Consider the following 24,875-nt stretch of genomic DNA (forward strand, 5'->3'; position numbering starts at 1 on the left):
GGAGAGCCATTATGGAACCCATTATTAAGCACACCGGTATCGGCGTACCGCTGCGTTCTTCGAATGTTGATACTGACCAGATTATCCCCGCGGTCTACCTCAAGCGAGTGACCAAGACCGGCTTCGACGACGCGCTCTTCGCCAACTGGCGTAAGGACCCCGAGTTCATTCTGAATCAGGAGCCCTATAAGCACGGTAGCGTTCTGGTGGCCGGCCCGGACTTTGGTACCGGTTCCTCGCGTGAGCACGCCGTGTGGGCGTTGCGCGACTACGGCTTCAAGGTCGTTATCTCGGCCCGTTTTGCGGATATTTTCCGTGGCAACTCGGGTAAGCAGGGCCTGGTGACCGCGCAGGTCGCCCAGGACGACATCGAGCTGATCTGGAAGGCTCTGGAGCACGAGCCCGGCACCGAAATCACGGTTGACCTGGAGTCGAAGACCGTGACCGTGGGCGCGCTGGTCGTTCCCTTCGAGATTGACGACTACGTGCGCTGGCGCCTCATGGAGGGCCTGGACGACATCGGCCTGACCCTGCAGAACCTCGACGCCATTGAGGCGTACGAGGCGAAGCGCCCCTCCTGGATGCCGCGCACCCAGGAGCTCTAAACGCCACTACTTCGCTACCGCGAGAGCGTCGGTAGCTCAAAGCTCGGGGCGGTCACCGTCATGGTGACCGCCCCGAGCTTTTGTGATGTGTGTGGAATACCGCTGAATAACGCTAGGCGGCCTCTCCCGTGATGGGGGAGGCGAGGGATGCGTTCTCCGAGCAGGTGTACAGCTGCACCGAGCCGGGGGAGCGCACGCCTACCTGCGAGTTGGCGTTCTTCGCGGTGGACAGGCTGAAGTCGCTCACCAGCTCGTGGTTGATGTAGCTGCCGCCAGCGCCGCCTCCGCCGCTTATTGCGGTGATGGAGGTGATGTTCTCTCCCTCGCTGAATTGCACCTGACGGCCGAAGATGTCTTCAAAGTAGCTGGCGGTCGTCCAGAGGTTCAGGGCTGCGCCGCCTCCGCCGTATCCGGCGCCACCACCTGAGGCGATGCTGGTTAGGGTGTACTTGTCCTGTTCGTGGGTGATGAGGGCGCCCGAACCGCCTCGTCCCTTGTAGCCGGAGGTTGCGTCGGAGCCTCCGGTGCCTTTGAGGCCGGTGATGATGGAGTCGCCATCGTAGCTGTAGTAGGGCGGGAACTCAATGTTCTCGAACCACGGGGTCGTCATGTCCTTGAAGGTGAGCTGTCGGTCGGCACCGAGTACACCGAGGAGGGCTTCTCCGGTCGTGCCGGGTACGCCCGCGCGGCCCTGGGTGCCTCCGGTGACGCTGATGCGCAGGTCTATGTCTTGATCCCCGATGGTGATGGGGTGGATGGCCTGGTAGGGGCGCGCCATGAGCATGCCGCCCTGGCCGTCGTTGTCTTGACTTGCGTCGGCCCCGGCGTTGCCGCCGCCAATGGCAGTGCCGGCGCCGTCTGCGGCGATACGCATGGCCGGGTTGAGCTGATCGTTGGGGGCTTTCTCAAAAACCGTGGTGTAGCTTGCGAGGGTTGCGAACTGTGCGCCTCCTCCGCCGGCGCCGGCTACGGCTACTACGGTGACGGTGCCGTTGTGGACCAATTCGATGGCGGAGGAGCCGCCGCCGGAGGCGCCGTAGACGATGCCGGAGGTGCTTTTGGGGGTCTGGGCTTCGCCGACCTGTGTGCTGGAGCCGGTGGAGTCGCCGCCCGCCGCGTAGCCGCCGCCTCCGAGTGCCGGGTGGGTTCCGGAGGGGGCACCGACGCCGCCGTTGCCGGCCCAGACGCGCAGAATATCGCCCTCCGAGACCTTCAGGATGCCGCTGAGCTGGGCGCCCGCGCCGCCGCCGATGAGGTAGGAGTCTGTCTCCCGGGCGAGGTATGCGGGGGTGAAGGAGGAGGTGGCTCCGCCAGCGCCGCCGGTCAGGTCGAAACGTACGCGGCCGGTGCCCTGCGGAACGATCCATTCGCTGTAGGCGCCCTTGGCGTCGTCGTAGCCGGTGGCTACGGGTTTGAGGGAGAATGCGGGGGAGCAGTGGGGCTCGGGGCTGGCTGCCCATGCCGGAACGGTGGAGCTGGCGAGGATGGCCGGGGTGCTCCAGGCGGCTCCTCGGACGAGGTTGCGGCGCGACATCTTCGGCGATGCGGCGGGTCGAGTTCCGGTGGTTCGGGAATCGGTGTGATGTGCGGTGTTTTGTGATGTGTGATTGTATTTCATGGGGTTCTTTCGGTGTGGAACACGCTGGTGCGGTTGCGCACGTTATTGTAGGGCTTAAATGTGCGTGAGGTTCAAGTTCTGGGTGATACTTAGGGTTTTCGACGATATATTTAGCTCAAATCCCCTGTGTATTTGCAGTGCAGTGAATTTTTGGGTATGTTAATTTATTTTTTCCTGTGTTTTTCGCGGGCGTTTTTGAGTAAGGTGCCGCCACTTCGGATATTCGCTATGCGTCGAGCACCCTACCATCTGCTCTGGCGTCTCTGCTCTGACACTCGCGTGATAGGCCATTTTGGGCATCCTAGTGGGCGGGGGACGAAGCAGACGTAGCCGCCGTATCTTCGTGATGTCTGCGCCGCATGGTGAGTAGTATGCTACGGCTGAACGCCCTTCCCTTGTTTTGAGCACCTTTACCCGGGGGCTTAGAATAATGATGAATATATGCGCCCGTTTTGACTTCGTTTTTGAAGGCACGGCACGTACATAACGACGGCGCAGTTACACATGGTTTTCCGGTTCGGGTCGCACCGACCGACGCTCCAAAGGATTTTTAATGACTGAGAACATCAGCAAGCTTCGCATCGAAGGTGGTACTCCGCTCGTCGGTGAGGTCCATGTACGCGGCGCCAAGAACCTGGTGCCCAAGGCGATGGTCGCAGCGCTGCACGGTTCGACGCCCTCGACCCTGCGCAACGTCCCCGACCTGAGCGACGTGGAGATTGTGACCACCCTGGTCGAGCTACACGGCGCCAAGGTTGACTATGACCCCGAGTCTGGTGTTCTCACCCTCAACCCCGCGCAGGACGCCTTCACCGCGGCCAAGAACGCGGAGGAGATTCAGCTTTTCGGCGGTAACTCGCGCATCCCGATTCTGATGGTGGGCCCGCTGCTGCATACTCTCGGTACCGCACGTATTCCTAACCTGGGTGGTTGCAAGATTGGTGACCGCCCCATTGACTACCACATGGCTGCTCTGCGTAAGTTCGGCGCCGTCGTCGAGAAGGACGACGAGACCGGCACCACTCTGATTGTGCCTAAGGATGGTTTGAAGGGCGCTGAGATTGTGCTGAACTACCCCTCCGTGGGCGCTACCGAGCAGGTTCTGCTCACCGGTGTGCGCGCTAAGGGTAAGACCGTTCTGCGCAATGCCGCGATTGAGCCCGAGATTATTGACCTCATCGCTGTGCTGCAGAAGATGGGCGCTATTATCTTCATCAACGAGGACCGCACCATCGTGATCGAGGGTGTGGACGAGCTGACCGGCTACGATCACACCTCCCTGCCCGATCGCAATGAGTCCGCTTCCTGGGCCTCCGCGGCTCTGGCCACCGGCGGCGATATTTTCGTGCGCGGTGCCGCTCAGAAGGATATGACCGCGTTCCTGAACCAGTTCCGTAAGATGGGTGGCCTGTACGAGGTGACCGACGAGGGTATCCGCTTCACCCACCCCGCACGCCGCACCCCCGGCGCGGAGCTTAAGCCTATCGTCTTCGAAACCAACGTACACCCCGGCTTCATGACCGACTGGCAGCAGCCGCTCGTTGTGGCCTTGACCCAGGCAAAGGGTGCTTCCATCGTGCACGAGACCGTGTACGAGGAACGCTTCGGCTTCACCAACGCCCTCAAGCAGATGGGTGCGGATATTGTGGTGATGCGCGATTGCGTGGGTGGCGCACCCTGCCGCTTTGAGGGTAAGGGCTACGGCCACTCCGCCATCATTTCCGGCCCCACCCCGCTGACCGGCGCCGATATTGAGGTCCCCGACCTGCGCGGCGGCTTCTCCCACATCATTGCGGCGCTAACCGCTAAGGGTACTTCCCACGTGAGCGGTGTTGAGCTGATCGCCCGCGGCTACGAGAACTTTGAGCAGAAGCTCAAGAACCTGGGCGCTAACTTCGAGGTGCTTGAGCGCAAAACCACTAAGGCCCCCAAGCCGGACGCCGCCATTGTCGTGGTGGAACCCGAGGAAGTTGAGGTTCAGGGCTAATGAGCGGTCAGCAGGGAAAGAAGGCACTGCCGGAGATTGAACCCACCGCCTACGGTGATGCGCTCTACAAGGTGCTCGGTAACGCCGCACGCGGAGTGTACAAGCTCATTGCCCACATCGAAATTACCGGCCGCGAAAACCTGCCGAGGAACGGTGGGTACATCATCGTTGCCAACCACACGACCGAGCTCGACCCGGTCACCGTGGCTTTCCCCGCGTTCGTCAATGGCGCCCTGCCGCGCTTCTTGGCGAAGGACTCGCTCTTCCGCGCCCCCGTGCTCGGCTACATCATGCGCAAACTTGCGCACATTCCCGTGGTTCGTGGCTCGGTGGACGCCCGCAAGTCGTTGATTACCGCGCGCAAGGTCGTGGAGGCTGGCGGTGCCGTCGTGATTTTCCCCGAGGGCACCACCACCCACGACCCGCAGCTGTGGCCCATGCAGGCGCGTACCGGCGCGGCTCGCCTGGCCCTGTCCACCGGTGCGCCCGTCTACCCGGTGGCGCACTGGGGTGACGAGCAGATCCTCGGCTACGTGGACGAGCCCGGTGAAGACGGCCGCGTGAAGGAGAAGCGCAAGATTTCGCTTTTCCCCCGTAAGACCGTGCGCGTGAAGGTAGGCCCGGCTCTCGATATTGCCTCCCTCGTGGCTGACCCCAGCCCCGAGGCGAAGCACACCCGCACCGAGCTTGGCGTAGTGACCGACGCGATGCTGGACGCCATCACCGCCGAGCTCGAGGAGATTCGCGGTGAGAAGGCCCCCGAGGGTCGCTGGAACCCGCGCGCCAAGCGCCGTGAAGCCCCCGGAACCCCTTCGGGCCCGGTCGGCGGTGCACTCGGCGAACCGGACGCAAAGTAAACCTTCGATCCGGCCGCTCACGTAACTCTGGCTTGCCGCCACCCCCTACCAGCCACACCAACGCCCGCGCCCCGCATCCGCAAGGGAGTGCGAGAGAGACAGGTTCCCATGAGTTTCTTTGGACGAACCCCGGCACCGAGCTCCGAGTTCGCCCCTTCACCTACCGTGGAATCCATTGCGATTCTTGGTGCGGGTAGCTGGGGTACAGCCTTCGCCAAAATCGCGGCGGATGCTGCTCACGAGCGCGGTGATGATACTCGCGTGACTCTTATTGGTCGCGACGAGCAGGCCATGGCCGAGTGTGAACGCACCCGCGAGAACTCTCGCTACTTCCCGGGTATTAAGCTTCCCGATAACCTGCACTTCACCGCGGACGCGGCGTCGGCCCTGAGCGGTGCAGACCTGGTAGTCCTGGCTCTGCCGGCGCAGGTACTGCGCTCGCAGTTGCAGAACTACGCCCGCTTCATTAAGCCGGAGGCGCTGCTGGTCTCTCTGGCTAAGGGCCTGGAGACCGGCACGGGTTTGCGCATGTCGCAGGTCATTACCGAGGAGCTGGAGGAAGCCCTGGCGATGCGCGGCGCGAATGTGCGGGCGATTGGGCACATCCCGCATCGCGTGTGCGTGCTGTCGGGTCCGAACCTGGCCACCGAGATTATGGGGGAGGAGCCGACTGCTTCGGTAGTGGCGGCCCGCACCATGCCGGTAGCTGAGGCGGTGGCTCGCGTCGTCGCCTGCGGCTATTTCCGCCCGTACACCAATACTGACGTAGTTGGCACCGAAATCGGTGGTCTGGTGAAGAACGTGATTGCTCTCTGCGTGGGTATCTGCGAGGGGCGCAACTACGGCGATAATTCAAAGGCCTCCATCATGACGCGTGGCCTGGCGGAAATCACCCGCCTGGCGGTGGTGCTGGGTGGTGAGGCTGCGACGATGAGCGGCCTGGCCGGTATGGGCGATTTGATTGCTACCTGCTCCTCGCCGCTGTCTCGTAACCACACGGCCGGCCGTCTGCTGGCCGAGGGTATTGCGCCTTCCCGCCTGCACGAGCATATGAGCCAGACGGCTGAGTCGATTAAGTCGGCTCCTGTGGTGGCTGAGTTGGCTCGCCGTCACGGTGTAGAGATGCCCATCGTGGAGGCGGTGGTGGCGGTGCTTTCGGGCCGCATCAGTATTGAGAATCTCGCCCCGTTGCTGCTGGGCCGCCGCCTCAAGCACGAGGGGCATTAGGGGGCCGGGCCGGCGGGCCGGGCCGTTCGACCCCTTGCTCGACCCCTTGCGCGCGGGCCCTCCGCGCGGACATACTAGAAAAAAAGATTTGCATCCAACGACGGATACCGTTGCGACCTTCGGGCATACAATGGCCGGGGAGTCGCGGCGGTATTTGCACGTTTGACGTTCACCCCGTAACGTCTCAACCGACGCTTCACCGTTCCGTCCTTCCGCCCGCGATAAGGTTCGCCCGCGGTAAGAGGAACACTGACTAGGAGAAACACATGACCGAGAAGAAGACCGTCGCCCTGCTGTGCGGTGGCCGCTCCTCTGAGCACCCCATTTCGCTCATTACCGCCGCTGGCGTGCTGGGCGCTATTGACCGCACCGCCTACGACGTCATCACTATCGGTATTACCCGTGACGGCCGCTGGTACCTGACTGATGAGCAGCAGCTCGCCGAGCTGACCGCCGGCACTCGCGGTACCGCGGAGTTCCCTGCGGGCACCCAGCAGGTGTTCCTGCCTTTGGGTGCTGGCGATTCCCGCCTGACCCTGGTGGATGCTGAGGGTAACGTTACCCGCACCGCGCCGGTGGATGTTGTTTTCCCGCTGCTACACGGCCCCTTTGGTGAGGATGGTACTGTACAGGGTCTGCTGGAGATGGCTGACCTGCACTATGTGGGTTGCGGTGTGACCGCCTCGGCCATGGGTATGGATAAGCACTTCATGAAGGTTGCGTTCGAATCCGCTGGCCTGGAGGTCGGCCCCTATGAGGTCGTCACCAACCGCCAGTGGGAGCACGAGGACCGTGAGCAGATTCTGGAGCGCGTGCTGAAGTTGGGCTTCCCCCTGTTCGTCAAGCCGACCCGCGCCGGTTCTTCTTTCGGTATTACCAAGGTGGATTCGGTGGAGGAGCTCGTGCCCGCCATTGAGGAGGCTCGCCGCCACGACCCGAAGATTATCGTTGAGGCCGGTATTGTGGGCCGCGAGATTGAGTGCGCCGTGCTGGACGGCCACCACGGCGAGATGCCGCGCGCATCGTACCCCGGCGAGATTGAGGTCGTGGATCAGGATCACGGTTTCTACGATTTTGAGGCGAAGTACGTTTCTGAGTCTTCCGCTGTGACCGTGTGCCCGGCAAACCTGCCGCAGGATGTGCAGGAGCGCCTGCGCGAACTGGCGGTCAAGGCGTTCCTGGCGCTGGACGGTGAGGGTCTGTCGCGTGCGGACTTCTTCTACACTGAGGATGGCCGCCTGGTCATCAACGAGGTGAACACCATGCCCGGCTTTACCCCAATTTCGATGTATAAGACCATGTGGGAGAACACCGGTATTTCCTACACCGACCTGATTAGCGAGCTGTTGACCCTGGCGATGGAACGTCCTCTGGGTCTGCGCTAGATTTGCGTTCGCTGTGGGGGGGGTGCGCCGTATGGTGTCTTCTGCTGTACGGTGCGCCTCCGCTTGCATATGCCCTCTGTTTTGCCGTGTTTTACTGGCTGGGAAGGCCGGGGAGACTCTCGGGAATGCGCGAGAGATATTCTAATTTCTCTGGTGTGAAAAATCACTGAGGGTTTATACTGTGAGAGTGTCTTTGTGAATTGCCACAATGAGGATGTATACCGATTAGGGGTAACGCAAAGTTTCTCACCAGTGAACGCAATGCTTGTAATAGATAATAAGTCCGTATGAGCGGGTATAAAAATCTATAACATGCCTCGAAGACATGCCTAAAAGCGGTAAGATGAACGTGAAAGTCTCCGCCAATTCGGTAGAATAACTGATGGTATTCCGTCGCTAGCTGATGGGATACCTATTCACTCACGATATATCAGAAAGTCAAGGACAACCTTTGGGAAAACGAAACCGTAAGGTGGTCTCTGCGAGTCTGGCGACAGCACTGGTTGCTTCCGGAAGCCCCTTTGTAGCCTCGTTTGCGCAGGATATACAGGACGCTGCCCGGGTACCGGTGCACCCCGAAAACGCCGCAGATCAAACCTTAAATCCCGCCGTTGACGAACATTCGCAGGCGGCAGTTCCTACCCTAGCTACGGTGAGTGCGTGGCCTACCACCAACGCTACTTCTTCCGCGACGGCCGATGCTGAGGCATCTCCTCGCGCTACTTCTGATGCCCAGCCAAAGACTGAGTTGTCTGAGAGTGCTGAACCGACTAAGGAGGCTACTCCGGAACCTTCGAAGACCGCCGAGCCGACTCCGGAGCCTTCCAAGACGGCAGACCCTACTCCCGAGCCTTCAAAGAGTGCCGAGCCCACGCCCGAGCCCTCCAAGACCGCCGAGCCCACGCCCGAGCCTTCAAAGAGCGCTGAGCCGACCCCGGAACCGACTCAGGATCCGACCCCTGAGCCGACTCCGGAACCTTCCAAGAGCACGGACCCTACTCCGGAACCGACCCAGGACCCCACCCCGGAACCTACCCAGGATCCGACCCCTGAGCCTACTCCGGAACCCTCCAAGAGCGCGGACCCCACTCCGGAACCGACCCAGGACCCCACCCCTGAGCCTACTCAGGACCCCACCCCTGAGCCGACTCAAGATCCGACCCCCGAGCCTACTCAGGACCCCACACCGGAGCCCGCCCCCGAGCCTTCCAAGGAGCCCACGCAACAGCCGGTTGTTCCCGCGCCCACTCAGGAACCCACGAAGGGCACTTCTCAGGATCCGATGGTTCCCGTCATACCCGTGATTTCTGATGATCCCAAAGACAACACCAGCCAGCCTGTAGCCCCTCCGGAGACGGACCCCGTAGCGCCGGCACCTTCGGTGGGTCGTGAGATTATCGCACCGACCAGGCGTCAAGAGGATACCGTTATCTCCATCGAGGTAGCGCGCCCGATCACCCCGCCGACCTCCGCATCGAAGGGGGCCGCAAAGCCTGATCCGAGTGGCGATACCGACGAAGATCCTCTGCCCGCCGGCTCTACGACACTGGGACGCATCGCCGCGAACAATGGTTCGCAGGATTCGATTCCCGGTGCGGCCGATTGGGTGGCCGGTTACCTCTCACGCAATAAATCTGAGGACGACCGAACCACAGAGGCCAGCCCCTCGAAATCGCCCAGCTCGGCAGCGGCTTCGAAGTCGCCCAGCTCCTCCGCGTCTGCTACCGCCAGCCGCTCCGCCAAGAGCGTGACCAAGGCTGACGGTGCGAACGCCTCGCAGGAACAGGCCGTGAAGAACGCCGACGCAGACGATTCGGGTCTGTCCGGCATTGCACCGCTGATTCTCTTCTCGCTCATCGGCATTGTGCTGATTGCCTTGGCAATCCGCTACTTCAGCCAGGGAAGCTAAGCCTCCCGAACAGGCCATCGTTCTCCCTTGTGAGAAAAGTGGCCGCGAGCTAACGCGTAGCGCAGAATACGCGATAATTAAGGGTGTGAATCCTCAAACATCTCATGAAACGCGGGACCATCCCACACGCGAGACACCTCTCGCGCAGCTGGGAGAGTCCCGCGTTCTGCGCGCCTTCATGCCCATCATCGAGGCCCATAACGAACGAGTGGCCAATGCACTCCGTGCATCGGGGCGCACCGAAGCGCTCGAAGTAGGGCCCGGAGACGACTGCGCCGTACTGGCCCCCTCGACTGAGCGGACCGTGGTCACCACCGATACTCTCGTGCAAGACCAAGACTTCATGGACCCCTGGCCCGGAGGTTTCGATGGAACCCGCAGTAGCGGGTACGAGGTCGGTCGCAAGTCGGCCACACAAAACCTAGCCGACGTCGCCGCCATGGGTGCGCGGCCAGTGAGTCTCTTCGTCTCCCTGAGCCTGCCGGGTGAGACCCCCTACGGCTGGGTTGAAGACTTCGCCCGAGGGCTCGTGGACGGTGTGCACGCCTGCGGGGCCGAAGACTGCGCAATTGCCGGAGGAGACATGGGTGCCTCCTCCGAGATTTCGGTAACCGTCACCGCCCTGGGGCGCACTGATCGGCCCGTGCTACGCTCCGGCGCGCAGGCTGGTGACACACTCGCGCTGGCTGGGCGTACCGGCTGGGCCGACGCCGGGGTGCGCCTGCTCCTCAACCCGCTGTCCCGCCCCGCCCTGGTGCTCCTAAAGGGCATTGCGAATGGCGGGCTATCCCACGACCCACTGCCTGAAATCCCCCTATCCGAGGGGCTATTAGACCTCGTGGGAACCTTGAATAGCGCCGAAGCTACCGAAATGCTCGAGGCCTGCGAACGCGCGATCGACGCCCAGATGCGCCCCGTCAGCCCGGTACCTTTCGGTGAGGTGGCGCGCGATGCAGGAGCAAACGCCATGCTGGACGTCTCTGACGGACTCGTTAAGGACGCGGGGCGAATTGCCCGCGCATCCAACGTGCAGATTCACCTGGATGAGGCCGCCGTGGACGCGCTCGCCGCACCCCTGCTACCCGTGGCTCGCTTGCTGCTGACCATCGTCGAACGCAATGAGGGAGCCGAGAGCCCCGCCTCCCTAGCAAGGGCTTTCGTACTCGGCGGGGGAGAGGATCACGGCCTGCTGGCGGCCTTTCCCGCTGAGGTGCCCGAGGGCTTTACGATTCTGGGATCGTGCCGCGTGGATCGCGCGGGCCGAGCCCACAGCGCGGACCCTCTGGCTGGCGGGCACTACGGTGCGGGGCATCGTGGGACGCTTGCGGCCGGTTCCGTGCTCATGGACGGCGCGCCCCTGAGTGAGTTGGGCTGGGAGCACTACGGAGCCTAGCGCAATCTACGGAGCCTGGCCCGATCCGGGCCCTGCGGGTTCTCGGATTCCGCAGCAAATACCGTACATTTAATCGAAAATTCTATTAGAATAGAAATACGAAGCAGGAGGTGGGGTTCGGGCACAAAGACTGCGCCCACCCGCCGACCTGGGGGTTACCGTAATGAGCCGTGGCGCGGACTAGCCCTGGCTGGCCCTGGTGCACGCAGGCGCATGGGCCCACAGAAACGGCAGAAACCGGAAAAGCAGGAGGGGAGCATGAGGACAGAACGTGAAGACTCGCGGGGCGCTCAGCCCGTCGGGACCGGTCCCAGCGGCGCCGCCTGCTCCAAGGGATTGAACAAGGGATTGAAGACCGCCGCTCAGCGTGCTTCTGCGCCGAGCAATCCCGAACGCAACGACTCACTGCGCGAGGCCCGCGAGGTGTACCGCCGTGCCTGCATGCGAGCCTACCGGTTCGGTATCGCCTGGTCCGCGAGCGCCCGCGCCGTGGTGGATCACTATCGTGAGCCCCTCAACGAGCTTAACGGCTTTCCCGTGCCCGACCACGATACCGGGTCGAACCTGGCCCACACCCTGCGCACGCTCACCGAGGAATTCGACCGGGGCATGGAGGAGCTCCTCTTCGAGGACCCCGCGGACCGCGAAGACGGTACCGTGCCCGGGCTGGCCCACCTGTGGGTGCGCCTGGGCGGAATCTACGAGCGCGCCATCGTGAGCGCCTCGCGGATGGCCCGCGGTAACTCCGGAACGTTACTCTGTGCCTGGGGACTGGAAGCCGTGCGCAGCTACTGGGATCTGCCTGGCAACCTTACCCAGGAGCTGGGGCCGGAGGCCGAGAAGCTACCGCTGCTGAGCGCCCTCGCTCGGGATGAGGAGCGGGTGCGCGCGGCTCACGCGGCCGCCTCGGGAGGTGAGGGCTCCGAGGGGCTCCGCGGTTTTGACTACGCGGTGGCCGAGGCCCGCGCCATGGCCTGCGCCGCCGAGCGTGTGCGCGCGAGCGTGGGGGAGCAGATGGTGCCCTCCACGATGCTGTCCGTCATGATGGAGCTGGCCAGCCTGGACCTGTACTACCGTGTGCCCGAGAGGGAGAACGCCCCCGACGAGCCGGCGCACGGTACAGGCGAACCCGGCGTTGATGAGCCCGAAGCCGGCAATCCCGGAGCGAACGGGGCGGATGGCTCCGAGGGGGAGGACGTCGACGGGGTGGATGTCGAGGGCGCGGAAGCTCCTCTGAACCGTGCCCGCCGCGCCGCCATGCTGAGGGCCCTGGAACGCACCGCCGAGTACCCGCCCGCACCGCACCTGGCCGGAAGCGTGGACGCCGGCGCCCTCGGCTTCTACCTGGCTGTCGTGCACGCCAACCCGCGTTGGGAGGGCGCAACCCTGAATGAAGAAGAGGTCCGGGGTATGCTGACCCCCGCCTCCGCGGCACCCGCGCCGAACACCACCGAAACGGGCACGGGGACTCCCGCCGAGGAAAGGGAAAGCGGCTGGGAGCTCATGGGCACCCTGCGCTGTGAACCCCTCGGGATGGCGCAGCTACGCCTAGAACTGGAGGGCATAGGCGATAGCCTGCTCATCACGCCTCTGGACATGGCCGCCGGCCTCTGGGCTGTGCACGTGCACGTGCCCGAGGTGGAGCCGGCCCGCCAACTCGTGACCTCCTACGGGGAGTGGTCGGACGAGCGCATCTCCTCGCTCGCAGACGGGCACCACGCGGAGGCCTGCGGATGAGCCCGCGCCGTACCCCGAAGCACAGCCCCGAACAGGAGGCCCTGGACCTGGGCCTTTTCGGGGCTGAACCCGCAACGCCCGCAGAATCCGCCGGGACTGTTGTGCCCGCCGAAACGGCTGAATCCGCTAAACCCGCCGCGCCCGCCAAACCTACCGAGCCTCAAAAGAAGGAGCACCGGGCTGCCCTTCTCAGCGATGAGCAGCTGCGCACCACAGCCGAACTGACCGTGCGCGACCTTGCCGCTTTCGCCCGCGGCGAGGTGAGCCGCGAGGAGCTGAGCGAGCGGGCCGCGCGCCGAACCAGCGCGCCCTACCGAAAGGCGCTCAAGGCGCTCAAACATTCGCTGGGGCCCGCCGCGCACACCATGACCGACGACGCTCTCTACGAGCTGGTCGACATTGCGTTGGCGGCGCGGCAGGCTACTCAGCCGGAATCACATCTGCCGGGGGAACCTGTCCGGAAAGCACCCGCTCGGAAGAAAACAGCTCAGAAGGAACCTGCTCAGAAGGAACCAAGCCCGCAGGAGAGCGAAACTACTACGCGGGATATTTCGGCGCGCCCGCAAAAGGTAGCGAAGGCGAGCGAAGGGGGCGAGCAGAAGCCTGCGCCGAAGAAGAGCGCGCCCGAGGCGGAAGCTGAAAAGCTTGCACTCAAAAAGACTGCACCTAAAAAGGTCGTAGCGAAGAAGACTGCTCCCGCAAAGAAAGCGCCCGCCCAGAAAGCTTCCGCAAAGAAGGCAACCGCTGAGAAGGTTGCGGCTGAGAAACCGACCGTCGCATCAATTGCTGCGGAGGCCAAAAGTCGCGCCCTGGCGCGCTACGCGGCCGAAGACAGCCTCGAGAACGCGCCGCTCAAAAAGTACCTGCCCGCACCCAGTGCCAAGGCCATCGCCACGCACCTGGGCCTGGAAACCGTCGGGGAAATGCTCGAATACTTCCCGCGCAAGTACCTGCCGCGCGGTGAGCTCAGCTCCTTCGCCGAACTCGTTGAGGGCCAGGACGTCACCATCATCGCCCGCGTGGTGCACGTGAGTACTCGAACCATGGCGGCGCGCCGCGGCAAAATCACGGAAGTGACCATCACCGACCGGCTCGCAGACGCCACCGGGCAGGATGCACCCGCAGGTTTTGGGGCTGCCGGTTTTGGTGCCGCTGGTCCTGTATCCGTGGTGCCCGGGCGCGCTAACCGCCCCGGTTCCTCTGCAACACCCGCACAGAATTGGCAGGCAACCGGGATACACAACCCGCGCATTAACGCGCTCGCTCATGCCACGCGGAACCCCGGTGCGCAGAACCCTGCGCAGGGCAGGGGAGCGCAGCCCGCCTCCTATAGCGGCTACGCAGACAGTTACGGCCAGGATGGTTTTGCACAGGATGGCTTCGCGCAGGGAGGACTCTTTGGTGTGCCCGCGCCCAGCCCAAGCATGAACCCAGGCACGGGGGCTCTTATTGGCTCGCAGATGAAGCTCTCCTTCTTCAACGCCTGGACCGCCGCCCGCGAAATCCATGAGGGTGAAACCATGATGTTCTCCGGGAAAGTCGGCATCTACCGCGGCGAGTACACGCTCACCAACCCGCACTACGCCCTGCTCTCGAAGGACGCCTCCGGCGCGGATGTCACCGACGCCGCCACCGCCCCCGTGCCCGTCTACCGCGCCCCCGTGAAGCTGCCCACCGACCGCATCAGCGGCTACATGGCGCAGCTGCTCGAAAAGGTTCCGCTCAAAGAGCTTGAAGACCCGGTGCCCTACACGATTCGTCGCGCCCGCAAGGTGCCGTCCCTGGAGTGGACGTACCGCGCCCTGCACACCCCCGACACCGAGGACACCTGGCGCGCCGCGCAGGCTCAGATGCGCTACCGTGAAGCCTTCGTGTTGCAGAGCGCCCTGGCGCGCCTGCATTCGGTGCGTGCCGCGCACCTGACCCAGCCTCGCCCCGCTGTGGAGGGTGGCCTGGCCGATCGGCTGCTTCAGGTTCTGCCCTACGAGCTGACCGAGGGGCAACAGAAAGTGGGGGCTGAGATTGCCGCCGACCTTGCGAGCGAATCGCCCATGAACCGCCTGCTGCAAGGTGATGTGGGTTCCGGTAAGACCGTGGTGGCCCTGCGCGCCATGCTGCAGGTGGCCGATGCGGGCGGCCAGTCCGCGATGCTCGCCCCGACCGAGGTGCTCGCCGAGCAGCACCTGCGTTCGGTGCTGGACATTCTGGGGGATATGGCGGCACCCGAAGGCTCTGATGTTGCCGAATCTGCCGACGGTTACGCCGAGGGAAGCCCAGCGGGGAGCGGAGAGGAACCCGGCCGCGTGCGTGTGCGCCTACTGACTGCCTCCATGGGCACCCGTGCCAAGCGGCAGGTGCTGAAGGAGCTTGCCGACGGCACCGCGCAAATCGTGATTGGCACCCACGCCCTGCTCTCCAACGACGTGCGTTTCAATGACCTGGGCCTGGTCGTCGTGGACGAGCAGCACCGCTTCGGCGTGGAACAGCGCGACGGCCTGCGCGGCACCGACGGCGCCCTGCCGCACCGCCTGGTCATGACCGCAACACCCATTCCGCGCACCGTCGCCATGACCGTATTTGGCGACCTGGACGTGTCCGTGCTCGACACCCTGCCCGCCGGCCGCCAGAAGATTTCAACCCACGTGGTGCCCCTGGCCGAAAAGCCCGCTTGGGCGTCCCGGCTGTGGAGGCGCGCCCGCGAAGAAATCGATGCGGGCCACCAGGTGTATGTTGTCGTGCCCAAAATTGGGGAGGAGGGCGACAGCCTGGAGGAGGGCGCCGCGTTCTTTGGCGCATCCAGCCTCAACGGTGCAGGAACCGGTGTGGGCAACTCTGCCCAGGGCTATTTCGGTCAGGGCGGTAGCGCCAGCAGTGACGGCAAGGTTCAGCTGACCTCCGTGGCCTCCATGCACGCCTATCTGAGCGCGGAGGACGCCCTTGTCGGGGTGCGCATCGGAACCCTGCACGGCCGCATGGATCCGGCGGAGAAGACCGCCGTCATGACCGCTTTCGAGCGCGGTGAAATTGACCTGCTCATCAGCACCACCGTCATCGAGGTGGGCGTGAATGTCCCGAACGCCACGCTCATGATCATCATGGACGCGGACCGTTTCGGTATCTCGGGCTTGCACCAGCTGCGCGGTCGTGTGGGTCGTGGCGGCTACGCGGGCACCTGCCTGCTGGTGACCCGCCAGGAGGAAGGTGGCGTGTCCCGCGAGCGTCTGGATGCGGTCGCTTCCACCACGGACGGCTTTGAGCTTTCCCGCATCGACCTGGCCCAGCGCCGTGAGGGTGATATTCTGGGTGCTGCACAATCGGGCTCGAAGAGCACCCTGCGGTTCTTGCGGGCGCTCGCCGATGCCGACATTATTGAGCGTGCCCGTGAGGATGCCCGCTCGGTGGTGGAGAAAGACCCGACGCTGGCTAAGCATCCGTCTTTGGCACGTACGATTGACCGTGCCCTGGATGCTGACCGTGAGGCGTTCCTCGGCAGGGGATAAGCGCCCAACGGGGGAGAACTCCCTGCCCGCCCAAACCGTAACTGCACTACACCGCCGCTACGCTAGTTAACTACTTTTAGAGGAGAGACCCTATGAGCCGCATTATTGCCGGTGCCGCCGGAGGCGTGCGCCTGGCCTCGGTGCCGGGGGATAATACTCGCCCCACCACCGACCGGGTGAAGGAATCCCTCTTCTCCAAGCTGGAGAGCTACGACATTATTCGTGGCGCCCGCGTGCTGGACGCTTTCGGTGGTTCGGGTGCGCTGGGGTGCGAGGCGCTTTCTCGCGGTGCCGCCTCGGTGACTCTGCTGGATACGTACCCGAAGGCGGTTGCGGTGATTCGTCGCAACGTCGAGGCGGTGCAGAAGGCAATGGGCCGTAACGCTACCGGTTCTGCGGCGCGCGTGCAGCAGTCTCAGGCGCTGACCTACGTGCAGTCCGCTTCCGGTCCGTGGGATCTGGTGTTTATTGACCCGCCCTACGCCGTGCCGAACGAGCAGGTGTGCGAGCTCATGCGGGCGCTGACCCCCAAGCTTGCACCGGGCGCCGTGGTCGTGGTGGAACGTTCTTCGCGCGACCCCGAGCCGGTGTGGGGCGAGGGCCTGTACTGTTTTTCGACCCGTCAGCACGGCGAGACGGTGCTCTACTACGTGGAGCCTGACGAGGTGGAGGAACAGACGGGCGACGAGTCCGGTGAAGGCACTGAAGAGCGCGCTGCTTAAGATTGCCGCCTAATCTCACACCAAATCTCGCCGCCCTAAGCCTGCGCTCGCGCATCCCCCGCGCGCTCGACTGCCTCTAACCTCCTAGCCGCATCTAGTCATTCCAACCTCTGATATTTATTCGTGAAGGGACCGCCATGATTGCCCTCTGCCCCGGATCTTTTGACCCCGTGCACTACGGCCATTTGGAAATTATTGCCCGCGCCGCTCAGCTCTTTGACGAGGTGATTGTGGGCGTGGCGCACAATAGCTCCAAGAAGTACCGTTTCTCCCTGGAGGAGCGCGTGGAGCTGGTGCGTGAGTCCCTGCAGGAGCTCGGCGTTGAGGGTGTGGGTGTGGAGCCGATTCCGCCGGGCGTGCTGCTTGCCGAGTACGCGGAGGAGCGTGGCGCGAAGGTGCTGGTGAAGGGTCTGCGTTCGGCGACGGACTATAGTTATGAGGCTCCGATGGCGAGTATGAACCGCCACCTGGCGCAGGTTGAGACGGTGTTCTTAGCGGGTGAGGACCGCTACGGTGCGGTGTCGTCCACGATTATTCGTGAGGTGGCGTCGCTGGGTGGTGACGTGACTCCCTTCGTGCCGGAGGCGGTCGCCCGCGCATTGAAAAACGCCTAGAAAACGCCTCATCAACCCGGGCGCACACCTGGGGTGCACTCACCCGACGCGCCCGACGCGCCCGACATACCCACCGACAAGGCAAACTACCGTTAACCAGGCAACCCGCACCGCCGACCGGGCGCTTAACTATCTCTGGGGTGGCCCCGACCGGCCGATTCAATGCCGCGCGGCGCCTCCTTAAGGGGATATTTAAGAGGTGAGCGCCACTTAACAAGATTTAAAGGGTGCATAATCTTGATTAACGGCGCGAATGACCCCTAAAATGGGACTTTGGTTTATATATTTCGTAAGGAGAAACGCCATTTCACGTGCAGACGCATCGCCGCTGGTGGTATCGGTTACTAACCTGATTCACCGCCCCGGCACCATGGAAACCCACACCGAGGTCGTGCCTGCACCGGCCGATCTGGGCAACGCGCTCATCGGCGTGGAAGAGGGTTCGGATATTGACCTCGATATTCGTATGGAGTCTGTTGTTGATGGTATCCTAGTTACCGGTTCCGTTGTCGTGGATGTACACGGCGAGTGTAGCCTCTGCTTGGATCCGATTGATTACGAGATGTCGGCCAATATTCAAGAGCTTTTCGTCTTTGAGAAGGCCCCGGCTGGCGGCCCCGAAGATGAAGTAGATGAGCAGTACGCCGTTGAGGATGATTCGATCGACCTTGAACCGGCTCTGCGGGACGCAGTAATCCTTCAACTGCCGTTCCAGCCTGTTTGTAGGGACACCTGCCAGGGTCTGTGCGCCGATTGCGGTGCGCGCCTGGAGGATGACCCCGGGCATCATCACGAGGTGTTGGATCCGCGCTGGTCGGCCCTGCAGGGCCTGCTTGGCGCAGATACCGAAAACTAAATTGTTGTTACTAGAGATTGTGAGATAGCTGTGGCTGTTCCCAAGCGCAAGATGTCCCGCGCTAACACCCGCGCACGCCGTTCCCAGTGGAAGGCATCCGTGCCCCAGCTGGTTAAGACCGTCGAGAACGGTCGCGTGACCTACAGCCTGCCCCACCAGGCAAAGGTTGTAACCGACGCTGCAGGCAACGCCCTGTTCCTGGAGTACAAGGGCCGTAAGGTTGCAGACGCCTAAGAGCGGTGAATCCTTATGACTGAATTTCCTAGTGTTGATACTAGGGAGTTGCGTAAACGTCTCGGGGTCGATATCGACGCCGAGACGTTTTTGCTATCCCTAACCCACCGCTCCTACGCCTTCGAGAACCCCGGAGTGGAGCATAACGAGCGCCTGGAGTTCCTGGGCGACTCCGTGCTCTCCCTGGCCATCGCCGAGGAGGTGTACCGCCGCTACCCCGAGCTGCCCGAGGGTGAGCTCGTGAAGCTGCACCACGTGGTGGTATCCACCGTGGCGCTGGCGAAGGTGGCTCGTGACCTGGACCTGGGCCGTCACATCCGGCTTGGTAAGGGTGAGCTGCACACCGGTGGCGCGGATAAGGATTCGATCCTGGCGGACACGATGGAGGCAATCTTCGGCCTGACCTACCTGCAATGCGGTCGTGAGGCGGCTCGCGAGCTGGTTCTGCGCCTGATTGCTCCGCTGCTCGATGATGAGAAGGTGCTGAACTCTGGGCGCGATTGGAAGACCGACCTGCTGAACCTCGCCACCGCCCGCGGCTGGGGAGAGGTCAGCTATGAGGTCACCGGTGAAGGCCCCGACCACGCGCGCGTGTACACCGCGGTCGCAATCGTGGCGAACCAGAAGACGGGCACCGGGGTGGGCCCTAGCAAGAAGGAAGCGGAGCGCCTGGCCGCGGAGCAGGCCTACCGCGTGCTGGTCTAGGCCCGTATCCTCATCCGCGGACTGTTGAAGGGAGAGAGTCGTGCCCGAACTGCCCGAGGTAGAAACCGTTCGCGAAGGCATTGCCGAACACTCTGTGGGCCGCCCCGTGCGGGCGGTGCGCGTGGTCGATGCCCGTTCGCTGCGCAGGCACCTGCCAGGTCCCGCCCACTTCGAGGCGGCGCTCACCGGCAGGGCGCTGCGCGGTGCCTACCGGCGCGGCAAGTACCTGTGGCTGACCCTGAGCGAGCCGGACGGCACGCTTGCTGAGGAGGCGCTCGTGGTGCACCTGGGCATGAGCGGTCAGCTGCTCGTGCGCGACGAGCCGAGTGAAGATTCTGGCAACGATTCGGAGGCTCGCGCGGCATTTGAGGTGGAGCCGCGACACCTGCGCGTGGCGCTAGAACTGGGACCGGTGGGAGCTACCTGTAGCGCGTCGGGCGCTGGGCAGCGGCTACTCTTCGTGGACCAGCGTATCTTTGGCGGCATGTTCCTCAGCTCGCTCGTGCCGGACGTCCCCGCGGCGGCGGGTGAAGTAGCCTCTGATGGAAGTGCCGTACCTGAGCGTTTCCTCGTGCCGCAGGCGGTCAAGCACATCGCCCGCGACCCGCTGGATGAGTTCTTCGACCCCGCGGCGGTGCGCCGCAAGTTCCTGCGCACCTCCAGCGGTATTAAGAAGGTACTGCTGGATCAGTCGGTCATTTCGGGCGTGGGCAATATCTACGCCGACGAGGCGCTGTGGCGTGCGCGGTTGCACTACGCGAAGCCGGCACGCACCCTGAGCGTCGCGCAGACCCGCGACCTGCTGGAGGCGGTCACGCAGGTGTTGCGCGAGTCCCTGGCGGCTGGCGGTACAAGCTTCGACGCCCTGTACGTGAATGTGCTGGGCGAGTCCGGCTACTTTGAGCGCTCGCTAAACGCCTACGGGCGTGCCGGGGAGCCCTGCCACCGTTGCGCGGAGGCGGGCCGCACCTCCCTCATCGTGCGAGAGCCGTTCCAGAACCGTTCGTCCTATCGTTGCCCGCACTGCCAGCGGGCGCCGCGCTCTCGATAGGCATAGGCGCGGGCTAGGTAAAAGCGCGGGCTAGATAAAGGCTCCGTAAAGCATCACGCCAGATACACAAATGACGGCGTAGCTACGTTCCTCCCACACGGGGGATGTAGCTACGCCGTCATTCGTTTAAACCTTGGGTTAGGAAAAGGGCGGGGAGCCAACCCGAAAAGAAGCAGCTTAGCGGCTGTACCTGTCCCCGTAGAACAAGCCCAGGCGCTCGTAGCCCTCCTCAATCGACACGGAAGGCTCCCACTGCAGCAGCTCACGGGTGCGGCGCTGATCGAACCAGTGCGCGGTCGAGAGCTGTTCGGCCAGGAACTCCGTCATAGGCGGCTCATCGCCGGCGGTCACGTTCTTCGGCAGGCGCTCCCACACGCGCTCAATCACGCGACCGGCCAGGGCCGCAACCTTCGCCGGAACCGAGAAACGCGGGGCCGGAACGCCCACCGCCTCACAGAAACCACCCAGCAACTCGGCGATAGTGCGCGGCTGGCCGTTCGTCACCACCAGTGCCTTGCCCGCAAAAGCGTCGAGGCGCTGATAACCGCGCACCAGCGCATCCGCGGCGTTATCAATGTAGAGCGTGTCAATCAGGCCCGTACCGCCCGAAAGCAACGGCAAGCGACCCGCAGCGGAACGCTCCAGGATGCGCTCCACCAGCTGCGTATCGCCTGGGCCCCACATTAGGTGCGGGCGCAACGCGCCGGTGTGCATAACCCCGCCGTCGGGCAGGAGCGTGCCGTTCGCCTCCAGGACCAGCAGCTCGGCGGCAGCCTTTGAACGCGCATAGTTACCGCGCGCGTGCTCCGGGGAAGCTTCGCCGGCACCGTCACCCACAATCGCCGCACCGGCATGAGCCACCGAGGGCGAAGAAATGTACAGGAAGGTACGCACCGAATGGTTCACCGCGGCCTGCAGCATGACGCGGGTTCCGCCAATATTGATGCGCTCGTAATCGGCCCACTCGCCGCTGACCGAAACCTTCGCGGCGGCGTGCACCACGCCGTCCACGCCGGTCATGGCTTCGTCGACGACCTTTTCGTGCCTGATGTCGCCGCGTACCTGCTCAAAACGGGGGCGAATCGAATCGGGCAGCAGAGCCGCGATGCCCGAGTCGCCGCGCTGAAAAACGCGCACATCATAACCGGCACGCAACAACGCCAGCACACTCTCACGACCCAGCAGGCCCGAGGCACCCGTGAAGAGGATTCGTTCGCCAATGCGCGGCGCGAAGTCCGACTCCTCGACGGCGCGCAGGGAGCGCGGGGCAGGGTCGCTGTAGCGTGCCGTCAGCGGCTGCGCAGGCTTGCGGAACCGAGCCGTCGGGGAAGTCACCGCATGCGCAGTCGATAGGCGGGGCGCAGACAGGTTGGATGCAGGCTCGTGGGAAGAGGACTCACGCGAAGAATGAGGGGACATCATACTCCTTAGACTTAGGGATCCGGCAGGCGCTTACGCCCCCGCGAGGACCTTAGCCGCCCACTCACCCAGGGCGGGGCGGTCAATCTTCGAATTATGGCGAATATCGGTCGGATGCTCGTGCACCACCAGCACCGCGGCAAGCTCCACGCCGGTATCCTCGGCAACCTTCTGACGCACCAGCTGCGACAGCTCGAAGGGCGCCACACCTTCTGCAACGGGGAAGCGGTGAGCGCCGGGCACGCGATTGAGCAGAGCACGCTTGAACGCGGATGCCGACTGGCGCGCCTCCAACGCGGCAGTATTTGCGGAAGCCTCAATGACCAGCACCGGGGCGGCAGTACCGGCGGGACCCACCGCAACCAGGGCAGCGCGGCGCACCTCGGGCAGCGACTCGGCGGACTGCTCAGCCGCAACCGGGGTCAACACGCCCTGCGAAGTCAGCAGCACGTGGGCGAGACGACCCTCAACCCACAAGCGACCCGAAGCATCCAGGTGTCCGACGTCACCGGTATGATGCCAACCCGGAGTACTAATAGACTGCTCCTCAGTCACCCATAGGGTGTCGTAGCGGTCCTTCACATGCGGCGCCGACACCAGAATCTCACCGGTCACACCCGGCTCATGGGTCAGCTCAACCGCCACCGAACCATCCTGCAGCAGCGGGGCAATAGCCACCGCCGCGCCGTACACCGCAAAACCAACGCACACGCCGTCACGGGCGAACGGGTCAAGTACCTCACCGGCCGCATTCGGGGTGCCCTCAGCAATCGCCTGGCGAATCATCTCGAAGGACACATCGGTCACCGGCAGACCCTCGGTCATGCCGTACGGGGTGTGCAGGGAGGCGTTCGGCACCAGGGCGGAGAGCGCCTCCAGTAGGGGCACGGGAATCGGCGCACCAGCGCTCAGAACCGTCTGAACCTTAGCCAACGCCGCACGTTGCTCAGCGTTCAGCTCGTCGGCGGTCGCCACCACATTCACCAGAGCGGCGGGGGAAGCGAACACGACCGACGCATCAATAGCCGCCGCGGCGGAGGCCAGGGCGGAGGCCGTCAGGGTCTTCGGACGGGTCACATCCATCGTCGGGGTCACGCTGGTAGCACCCAGCGCCGGGCCCAACAGCGCAAACGGCGCGAAGCCAGCCACCAGACCGCTACCGGGCGCAAAACCGTACGTGTTCGCAATGGCATCGCGCATACCCGCCAGCTGACGCTGCGTGTACACCACGCCCTTCGCCGGGCCGGTCGAACCGGAGGTGTACAGCACCGCCGCATCAGCATCCGGCACGGGGGAGGGGAACTCCACCACGGTCGGAGTGGGCACCGGCGCACCCGGAGTATCATCGGCGGCGGGCGCGGTAAACACCGAACCGGCAACGCCCAATAGCTTCTCCTGCACCGAACCCAACGGCTCCACAGAGATACGCTTGCCCGGCCACAGCAGGGTGCGGGCGGCGGTCAGCGCGGCGGGAATACCGATGAGGAAGCTCGGGTTAGCGCCCTTCAACGCGCGAGTCAGGCCCGGCAGACCCAGGCCGGTATCAGCCACCACAATGACCGCGCCCAGCTTCATACAGGCGTAAATCAGGGTGGTCAGGCGGGCACCCGGAGGCACCATCAGGTTCACACGGTCGCCCGGGCGCACACCCAGGGCGTGCAGGCGGGTCGCGGTGGCGTTGACCTGCTGGTTCAGCTCGGCCCAGGTCAGGGTCACGGACACGGAGGTTCCGTCACCCTTGGGGTCCATGTCCACCACGGCGGTGGAGGCGTCATGGGCGCGTTCGGTGAGGGCCGCAAGCATGGGGCGGAACGTTTCACTACCCTGCATCAGCCCGTGGCGGTGTGCACGGGCGGCACGATGTTCCGCCTCAGTGTTGCGCGCCGGAACCAGGGAACCGTCCTCGCCGCGGGTTCCGAAGGTCTGTGCGAGCCAGGACATAATCGGCGCGGCGATATCGTAATCCTCGGCCACCAGGTGCGAGGCCTTCTCGTAGCGGTGCACCTTCGCCTGCGGCATGCGCTCCATCAAATCGAAAAGGTAGCGGCGCTGGAACACCGGGTCCTTCGTGCCCCACTGGAAGAACGCGGGCACATCCAGGTTGCGAATCTGCTCGGCGATGCGCTGCATGGGCGCGTAAGAGGGCACGTCGGTGCCGGTCGGAATGTCGCCCACAAAGTTGCGCACGCCCTCGCGCCAGGCCGGGTGGGCGTAGGGGGCGCGGTAGGTGCGGTAAATCGCCTCGTTCAGCGGGCTCGGGTACAGGCGCTTAGGCTGCTTGCCCACCGGCTGCGGCAGGGCGCCATCAATCGCCCCGGCACCGGCAGAACCCGGCGCGGGCAGGCGGCCCTCATTCTGAGCCAGACCCAGGGTCACATCAATAAACGCGGTCGAATCGTGGGTACCCCACTGATGCACACCCAACGCCAGGCGCAGGGCGGCCGGGATATTCTCAATGCCGTCATGATAGACCGCAGTGTTCGTCAGCATCACGCCTGAAAGGATCTCACGATGCTCCAGCGCCCAACCAAAGGACACCAAGCCACCCCAGTCATGGGCGAGAGTCACGACCGGCTTATCGGTCTCATCCAGACCGAGCGCCTTCGTGAAGTCTCCCAGGTCAGCGATACGGTCGGTCAGGGTGCGGCGCTCACCCTCCAAATCCAGGTGGGTGCGCTCCGAATAACCCATATCAATCTGATCAACCGCCACCACACGCCACGGCGCGCGCTCGTTCACGCCCGCATCCAGCACGGTACGCCACAGGTACGACCAGGTCGGGTTACCGTGCACGCACAGAATCGTGCCAATCGGCTCCAAACCCTGCTCGACCAGCACCGGAAGGTTATCCAGGTAGTGCCAGCGGCGCGCGCCAGCCTGTTGCGCCCGCAGCTCAATGGGGGCGGTGGTGGGCACCTCCAGAAGGTGGGAGTAGCGCGGGTTCACGCCCGCCCATTCCTCCGGGTTATACGGCGGCTGGGTCTTAGGGAAGTTCAAATGGCGCATGCTGGGAATCCTTCCGGATCGAATCGGTGAATGTCTACCGCAAAAGCTAA

18 protein-coding genes are annotated in these 24,875 nt (G+C 63.9%); 15 read left to right on the forward strand and 3 right to left on the reverse strand.

Annotation, left to right across the window (positions count from 1 at the left end):
• Nucleotides 1–11 precede the first annotated feature (11 nt).
• Entirely contained in the window at nucleotides 12–605 is a 594-nt protein-coding gene (leuD, locus tag JX292_RS07490; protein ID WP_204863136.1) for a 3-isopropylmalate dehydratase small subunit, read from the forward strand.
• 112 nt (nucleotides 606–717) lie between these two features.
• Here leuD and JX292_RS07495 read toward each other — a convergent pair whose 3' ends face one another.
• Entirely contained in the window at nucleotides 718–2,223 is a 1,506-nt protein-coding gene (locus JX292_RS07495) for a transcriptional initiation protein Tat (RefSeq protein ID WP_239653692.1), read from the reverse strand.
• A gap of 553 nt (nucleotides 2,224–2,776) precedes the next feature.
• Here JX292_RS07495 and murA point away from each other — a divergent pair.
• The 14 genes from murA to mutM all read left to right on the forward strand — a co-directional run bounded on the left by murA (nucleotide 2,777) and on the right by mutM (nucleotide 20,400).
• Nucleotides 2,777–4,210: a UDP-N-acetylglucosamine 1-carboxyvinyltransferase gene (gene murA / locus JX292_RS07500; RefSeq protein WP_204863138.1), complete on the forward strand. Its 1,434-nt coding sequence runs from the start codon at nucleotides 2,777–2,779 to the stop codon at nucleotides 4,208–4,210.
• Nucleotides 4,210–5,067, forward strand: a complete 858-nt coding sequence (locus JX292_RS07505) for a lysophospholipid acyltransferase family protein (protein WP_204863140.1) — start codon at nucleotides 4,210–4,212, stop codon at nucleotides 5,065–5,067. Before murA ends, JX292_RS07505 begins: the two co-directional genes overlap by 1 nt.
• A gap of 108 nt (nucleotides 5,068–5,175) precedes the next feature.
• Nucleotides 5,176–6,294 carry an NAD(P)H-dependent glycerol-3-phosphate dehydrogenase gene (locus tag JX292_RS07510; protein WP_204863142.1) on the forward strand — a complete coding sequence of 373 codons (1,119 nt, stop codon included), beginning with the start codon at nucleotides 5,176–5,178 and terminating at the stop codon, nucleotides 6,292–6,294.
• Between the two features lie 266 nt (nucleotides 6,295–6,560).
• The gene (locus JX292_RS07515) at nucleotides 6,561–7,679 is read left to right on the forward strand and encodes a D-alanine--D-alanine ligase family protein (RefSeq protein WP_204863144.1); all 1,119 of its coding nucleotides are present in this window, start codon (nucleotides 6,561–6,563) and stop codon (nucleotides 7,677–7,679) included.
• 451 nt (nucleotides 7,680–8,130) lie between these two features.
• Entirely contained in the window at nucleotides 8,131–9,588 is a 1,458-nt protein-coding gene (locus tag JX292_RS07520) for a hypothetical protein (protein ID WP_204863146.1), read from the forward strand.
• 208 nt (nucleotides 9,589–9,796) lie between these two features.
• Nucleotides 9,797–10,981: a thiamine-phosphate kinase gene (locus tag JX292_RS07525; protein ID WP_239653693.1), complete on the forward strand. Its 1,185-nt coding sequence runs from the start codon at nucleotides 9,797–9,799 to the stop codon at nucleotides 10,979–10,981.
• A gap of 258 nt (nucleotides 10,982–11,239) precedes the next feature.
• Entirely contained in the window at nucleotides 11,240–12,718 is a 1,479-nt protein-coding gene (locus tag JX292_RS09030) for a Dak phosphatase (protein ID WP_239653694.1), read from the forward strand.
• Nucleotides 12,715–16,218 (forward strand): ATP-dependent DNA helicase RecG, encoded by a 3,504-nt coding sequence (locus tag JX292_RS07535; protein ID WP_204863151.1) that lies wholly within the window; start codon nucleotides 12,715–12,717, stop codon nucleotides 16,216–16,218. The genes JX292_RS09030 and JX292_RS07535 overlap by 4 nt, the downstream gene beginning before the upstream one ends.
• 92 nt (nucleotides 16,219–16,310) lie before the next feature.
• Nucleotides 16,311–16,940, forward strand: a complete 630-nt coding sequence (gene rsmD, locus JX292_RS07540; protein ID WP_204863153.1) for a 16S rRNA (guanine(966)-N(2))-methyltransferase RsmD — start codon at nucleotides 16,311–16,313, stop codon at nucleotides 16,938–16,940.
• Nucleotides 16,941–17,077: 137 nt separating this feature from the next.
• A complete protein-coding gene (gene coaD, locus JX292_RS07545; protein ID WP_204863155.1) occupies nucleotides 17,078–17,554 on the forward strand; it encodes a pantetheine-phosphate adenylyltransferase in 477 nt (158 codons plus the stop codon).
• Between the two features lie 265 nt (nucleotides 17,555–17,819).
• On the forward strand, nucleotides 17,820–18,410 hold the full coding sequence (locus JX292_RS07550; protein ID WP_239653695.1) for a YceD family protein: 591 nt from the start codon (nucleotides 17,820–17,822) through the stop codon (nucleotides 18,408–18,410).
• 30 nt (nucleotides 18,411–18,440) lie between these two features.
• Entirely contained in the window at nucleotides 18,441–18,644 is a 204-nt protein-coding gene (rpmF, locus tag JX292_RS07555; protein WP_005505656.1) for a 50S ribosomal protein L32, read from the forward strand.
• Between the two features lie 15 nt (nucleotides 18,645–18,659).
• Nucleotides 18,660–19,349 carry a ribonuclease III gene (gene rnc, locus JX292_RS07560; RefSeq protein ID WP_204863157.1) on the forward strand — a complete coding sequence of 230 codons (690 nt, stop codon included), beginning with the start codon at nucleotides 18,660–18,662 and terminating at the stop codon, nucleotides 19,347–19,349.
• A 40-nt stretch (nucleotides 19,350–19,389) separates the two neighbouring features.
• Nucleotides 19,390–20,400 (forward strand): bifunctional DNA-formamidopyrimidine glycosylase/DNA-(apurinic or apyrimidinic site) lyase, encoded by a 1,011-nt coding sequence (mutM, locus tag JX292_RS07565; protein WP_204863158.1) that lies wholly within the window; start codon nucleotides 19,390–19,392, stop codon nucleotides 20,398–20,400.
• 177 nt (nucleotides 20,401–20,577) lie between these two features.
• On the opposite strand, the gene JX292_RS07570 is transcribed toward mutM, so the two are convergent.
• Nucleotides 20,578–21,819: an NAD-dependent epimerase/dehydratase family protein gene (locus JX292_RS07570; RefSeq protein WP_204863274.1), complete on the reverse strand. Its 1,242-nt coding sequence runs from the start codon at nucleotides 21,817–21,819 to the stop codon at nucleotides 20,578–20,580.
• A gap of 33 nt (nucleotides 21,820–21,852) precedes the next feature.
• Nucleotides 21,853–24,825, reverse strand: coding sequence for an alpha/beta fold hydrolase (locus JX292_RS07575; RefSeq protein ID WP_204863159.1), 2,973 nt, complete (start codon nucleotides 24,823–24,825; stop codon nucleotides 21,853–21,855).
• Nucleotides 24,826–24,875 lie beyond the last annotated feature (50 nt).

The sequence above is a fragment of the Rothia mucilaginosa genome (assembly GCF_901875305.1).
GTDB lineage: Bacteria > Actinomycetota > Actinomycetes > Actinomycetales > Micrococcaceae > Rothia.

Bases quoted from the DNA above. Each gene is read 5' to 3' on its own strand.
- leuD (WP_204863136.1), top strand. From the start codon at position 12: ATGGAACCCATTATTAAGCACACCGGTATCGGCGTACCGCTGCGTTCT.
- JX292_RS07495 (WP_239653692.1), bottom strand. From the start codon at position 2,223: ATGAAATACAATCACACATCACAAAACACCGCACATCACACCGATTCC.
- murA (WP_204863138.1), top strand. From the start codon at position 2,777: ATGACTGAGAACATCAGCAAGCTTCGCATCGAAGGTGGTACTCCGCTC.
- JX292_RS07505 (WP_204863140.1), top strand. From the start codon at position 4,210: ATGAGCGGTCAGCAGGGAAAGAAGGCACTGCCGGAGATTGAACCCACC.
- JX292_RS07510 (WP_204863142.1), top strand. From the start codon at position 5,176: ATGAGTTTCTTTGGACGAACCCCGGCACCGAGCTCCGAGTTCGCCCCT.
- JX292_RS07515 (WP_204863144.1), top strand. From the start codon at position 6,561: ATGACCGAGAAGAAGACCGTCGCCCTGCTGTGCGGTGGCCGCTCCTCT.
- JX292_RS09030 (WP_239653694.1), top strand. From the start codon at position 11,240: ATGAGGACAGAACGTGAAGACTCGCGGGGCGCTCAGCCCGTCGGGACC.
- JX292_RS07535 (WP_204863151.1), top strand. From the start codon at position 12,715: ATGAGCCCGCGCCGTACCCCGAAGCACAGCCCCGAACAGGAGGCCCTG.
- rsmD (WP_204863153.1), top strand. From the start codon at position 16,311: ATGAGCCGCATTATTGCCGGTGCCGCCGGAGGCGTGCGCCTGGCCTCG.
- coaD (WP_204863155.1), top strand. From the start codon at position 17,078: ATGATTGCCCTCTGCCCCGGATCTTTTGACCCCGTGCACTACGGCCAT.
- JX292_RS07550 (WP_239653695.1), top strand. From the start codon at position 17,820: ATGGGACTTTGGTTTATATATTTCGTAAGGAGAAACGCCATTTCACGT.
- rnc (WP_204863157.1), top strand. From the start codon at position 18,660: ATGACTGAATTTCCTAGTGTTGATACTAGGGAGTTGCGTAAACGTCTC.
- JX292_RS07570 (WP_204863274.1), bottom strand. From the start codon at position 21,819: ATGTCCCCTCATTCTTCGCGTGAGTCCTCTTCCCACGAGCCTGCATCC.
- JX292_RS07575 (WP_204863159.1), bottom strand. From the start codon at position 24,825: ATGCGCCATTTGAACTTCCCTAAGACCCAGCCGCCGTATAACCCGGAG.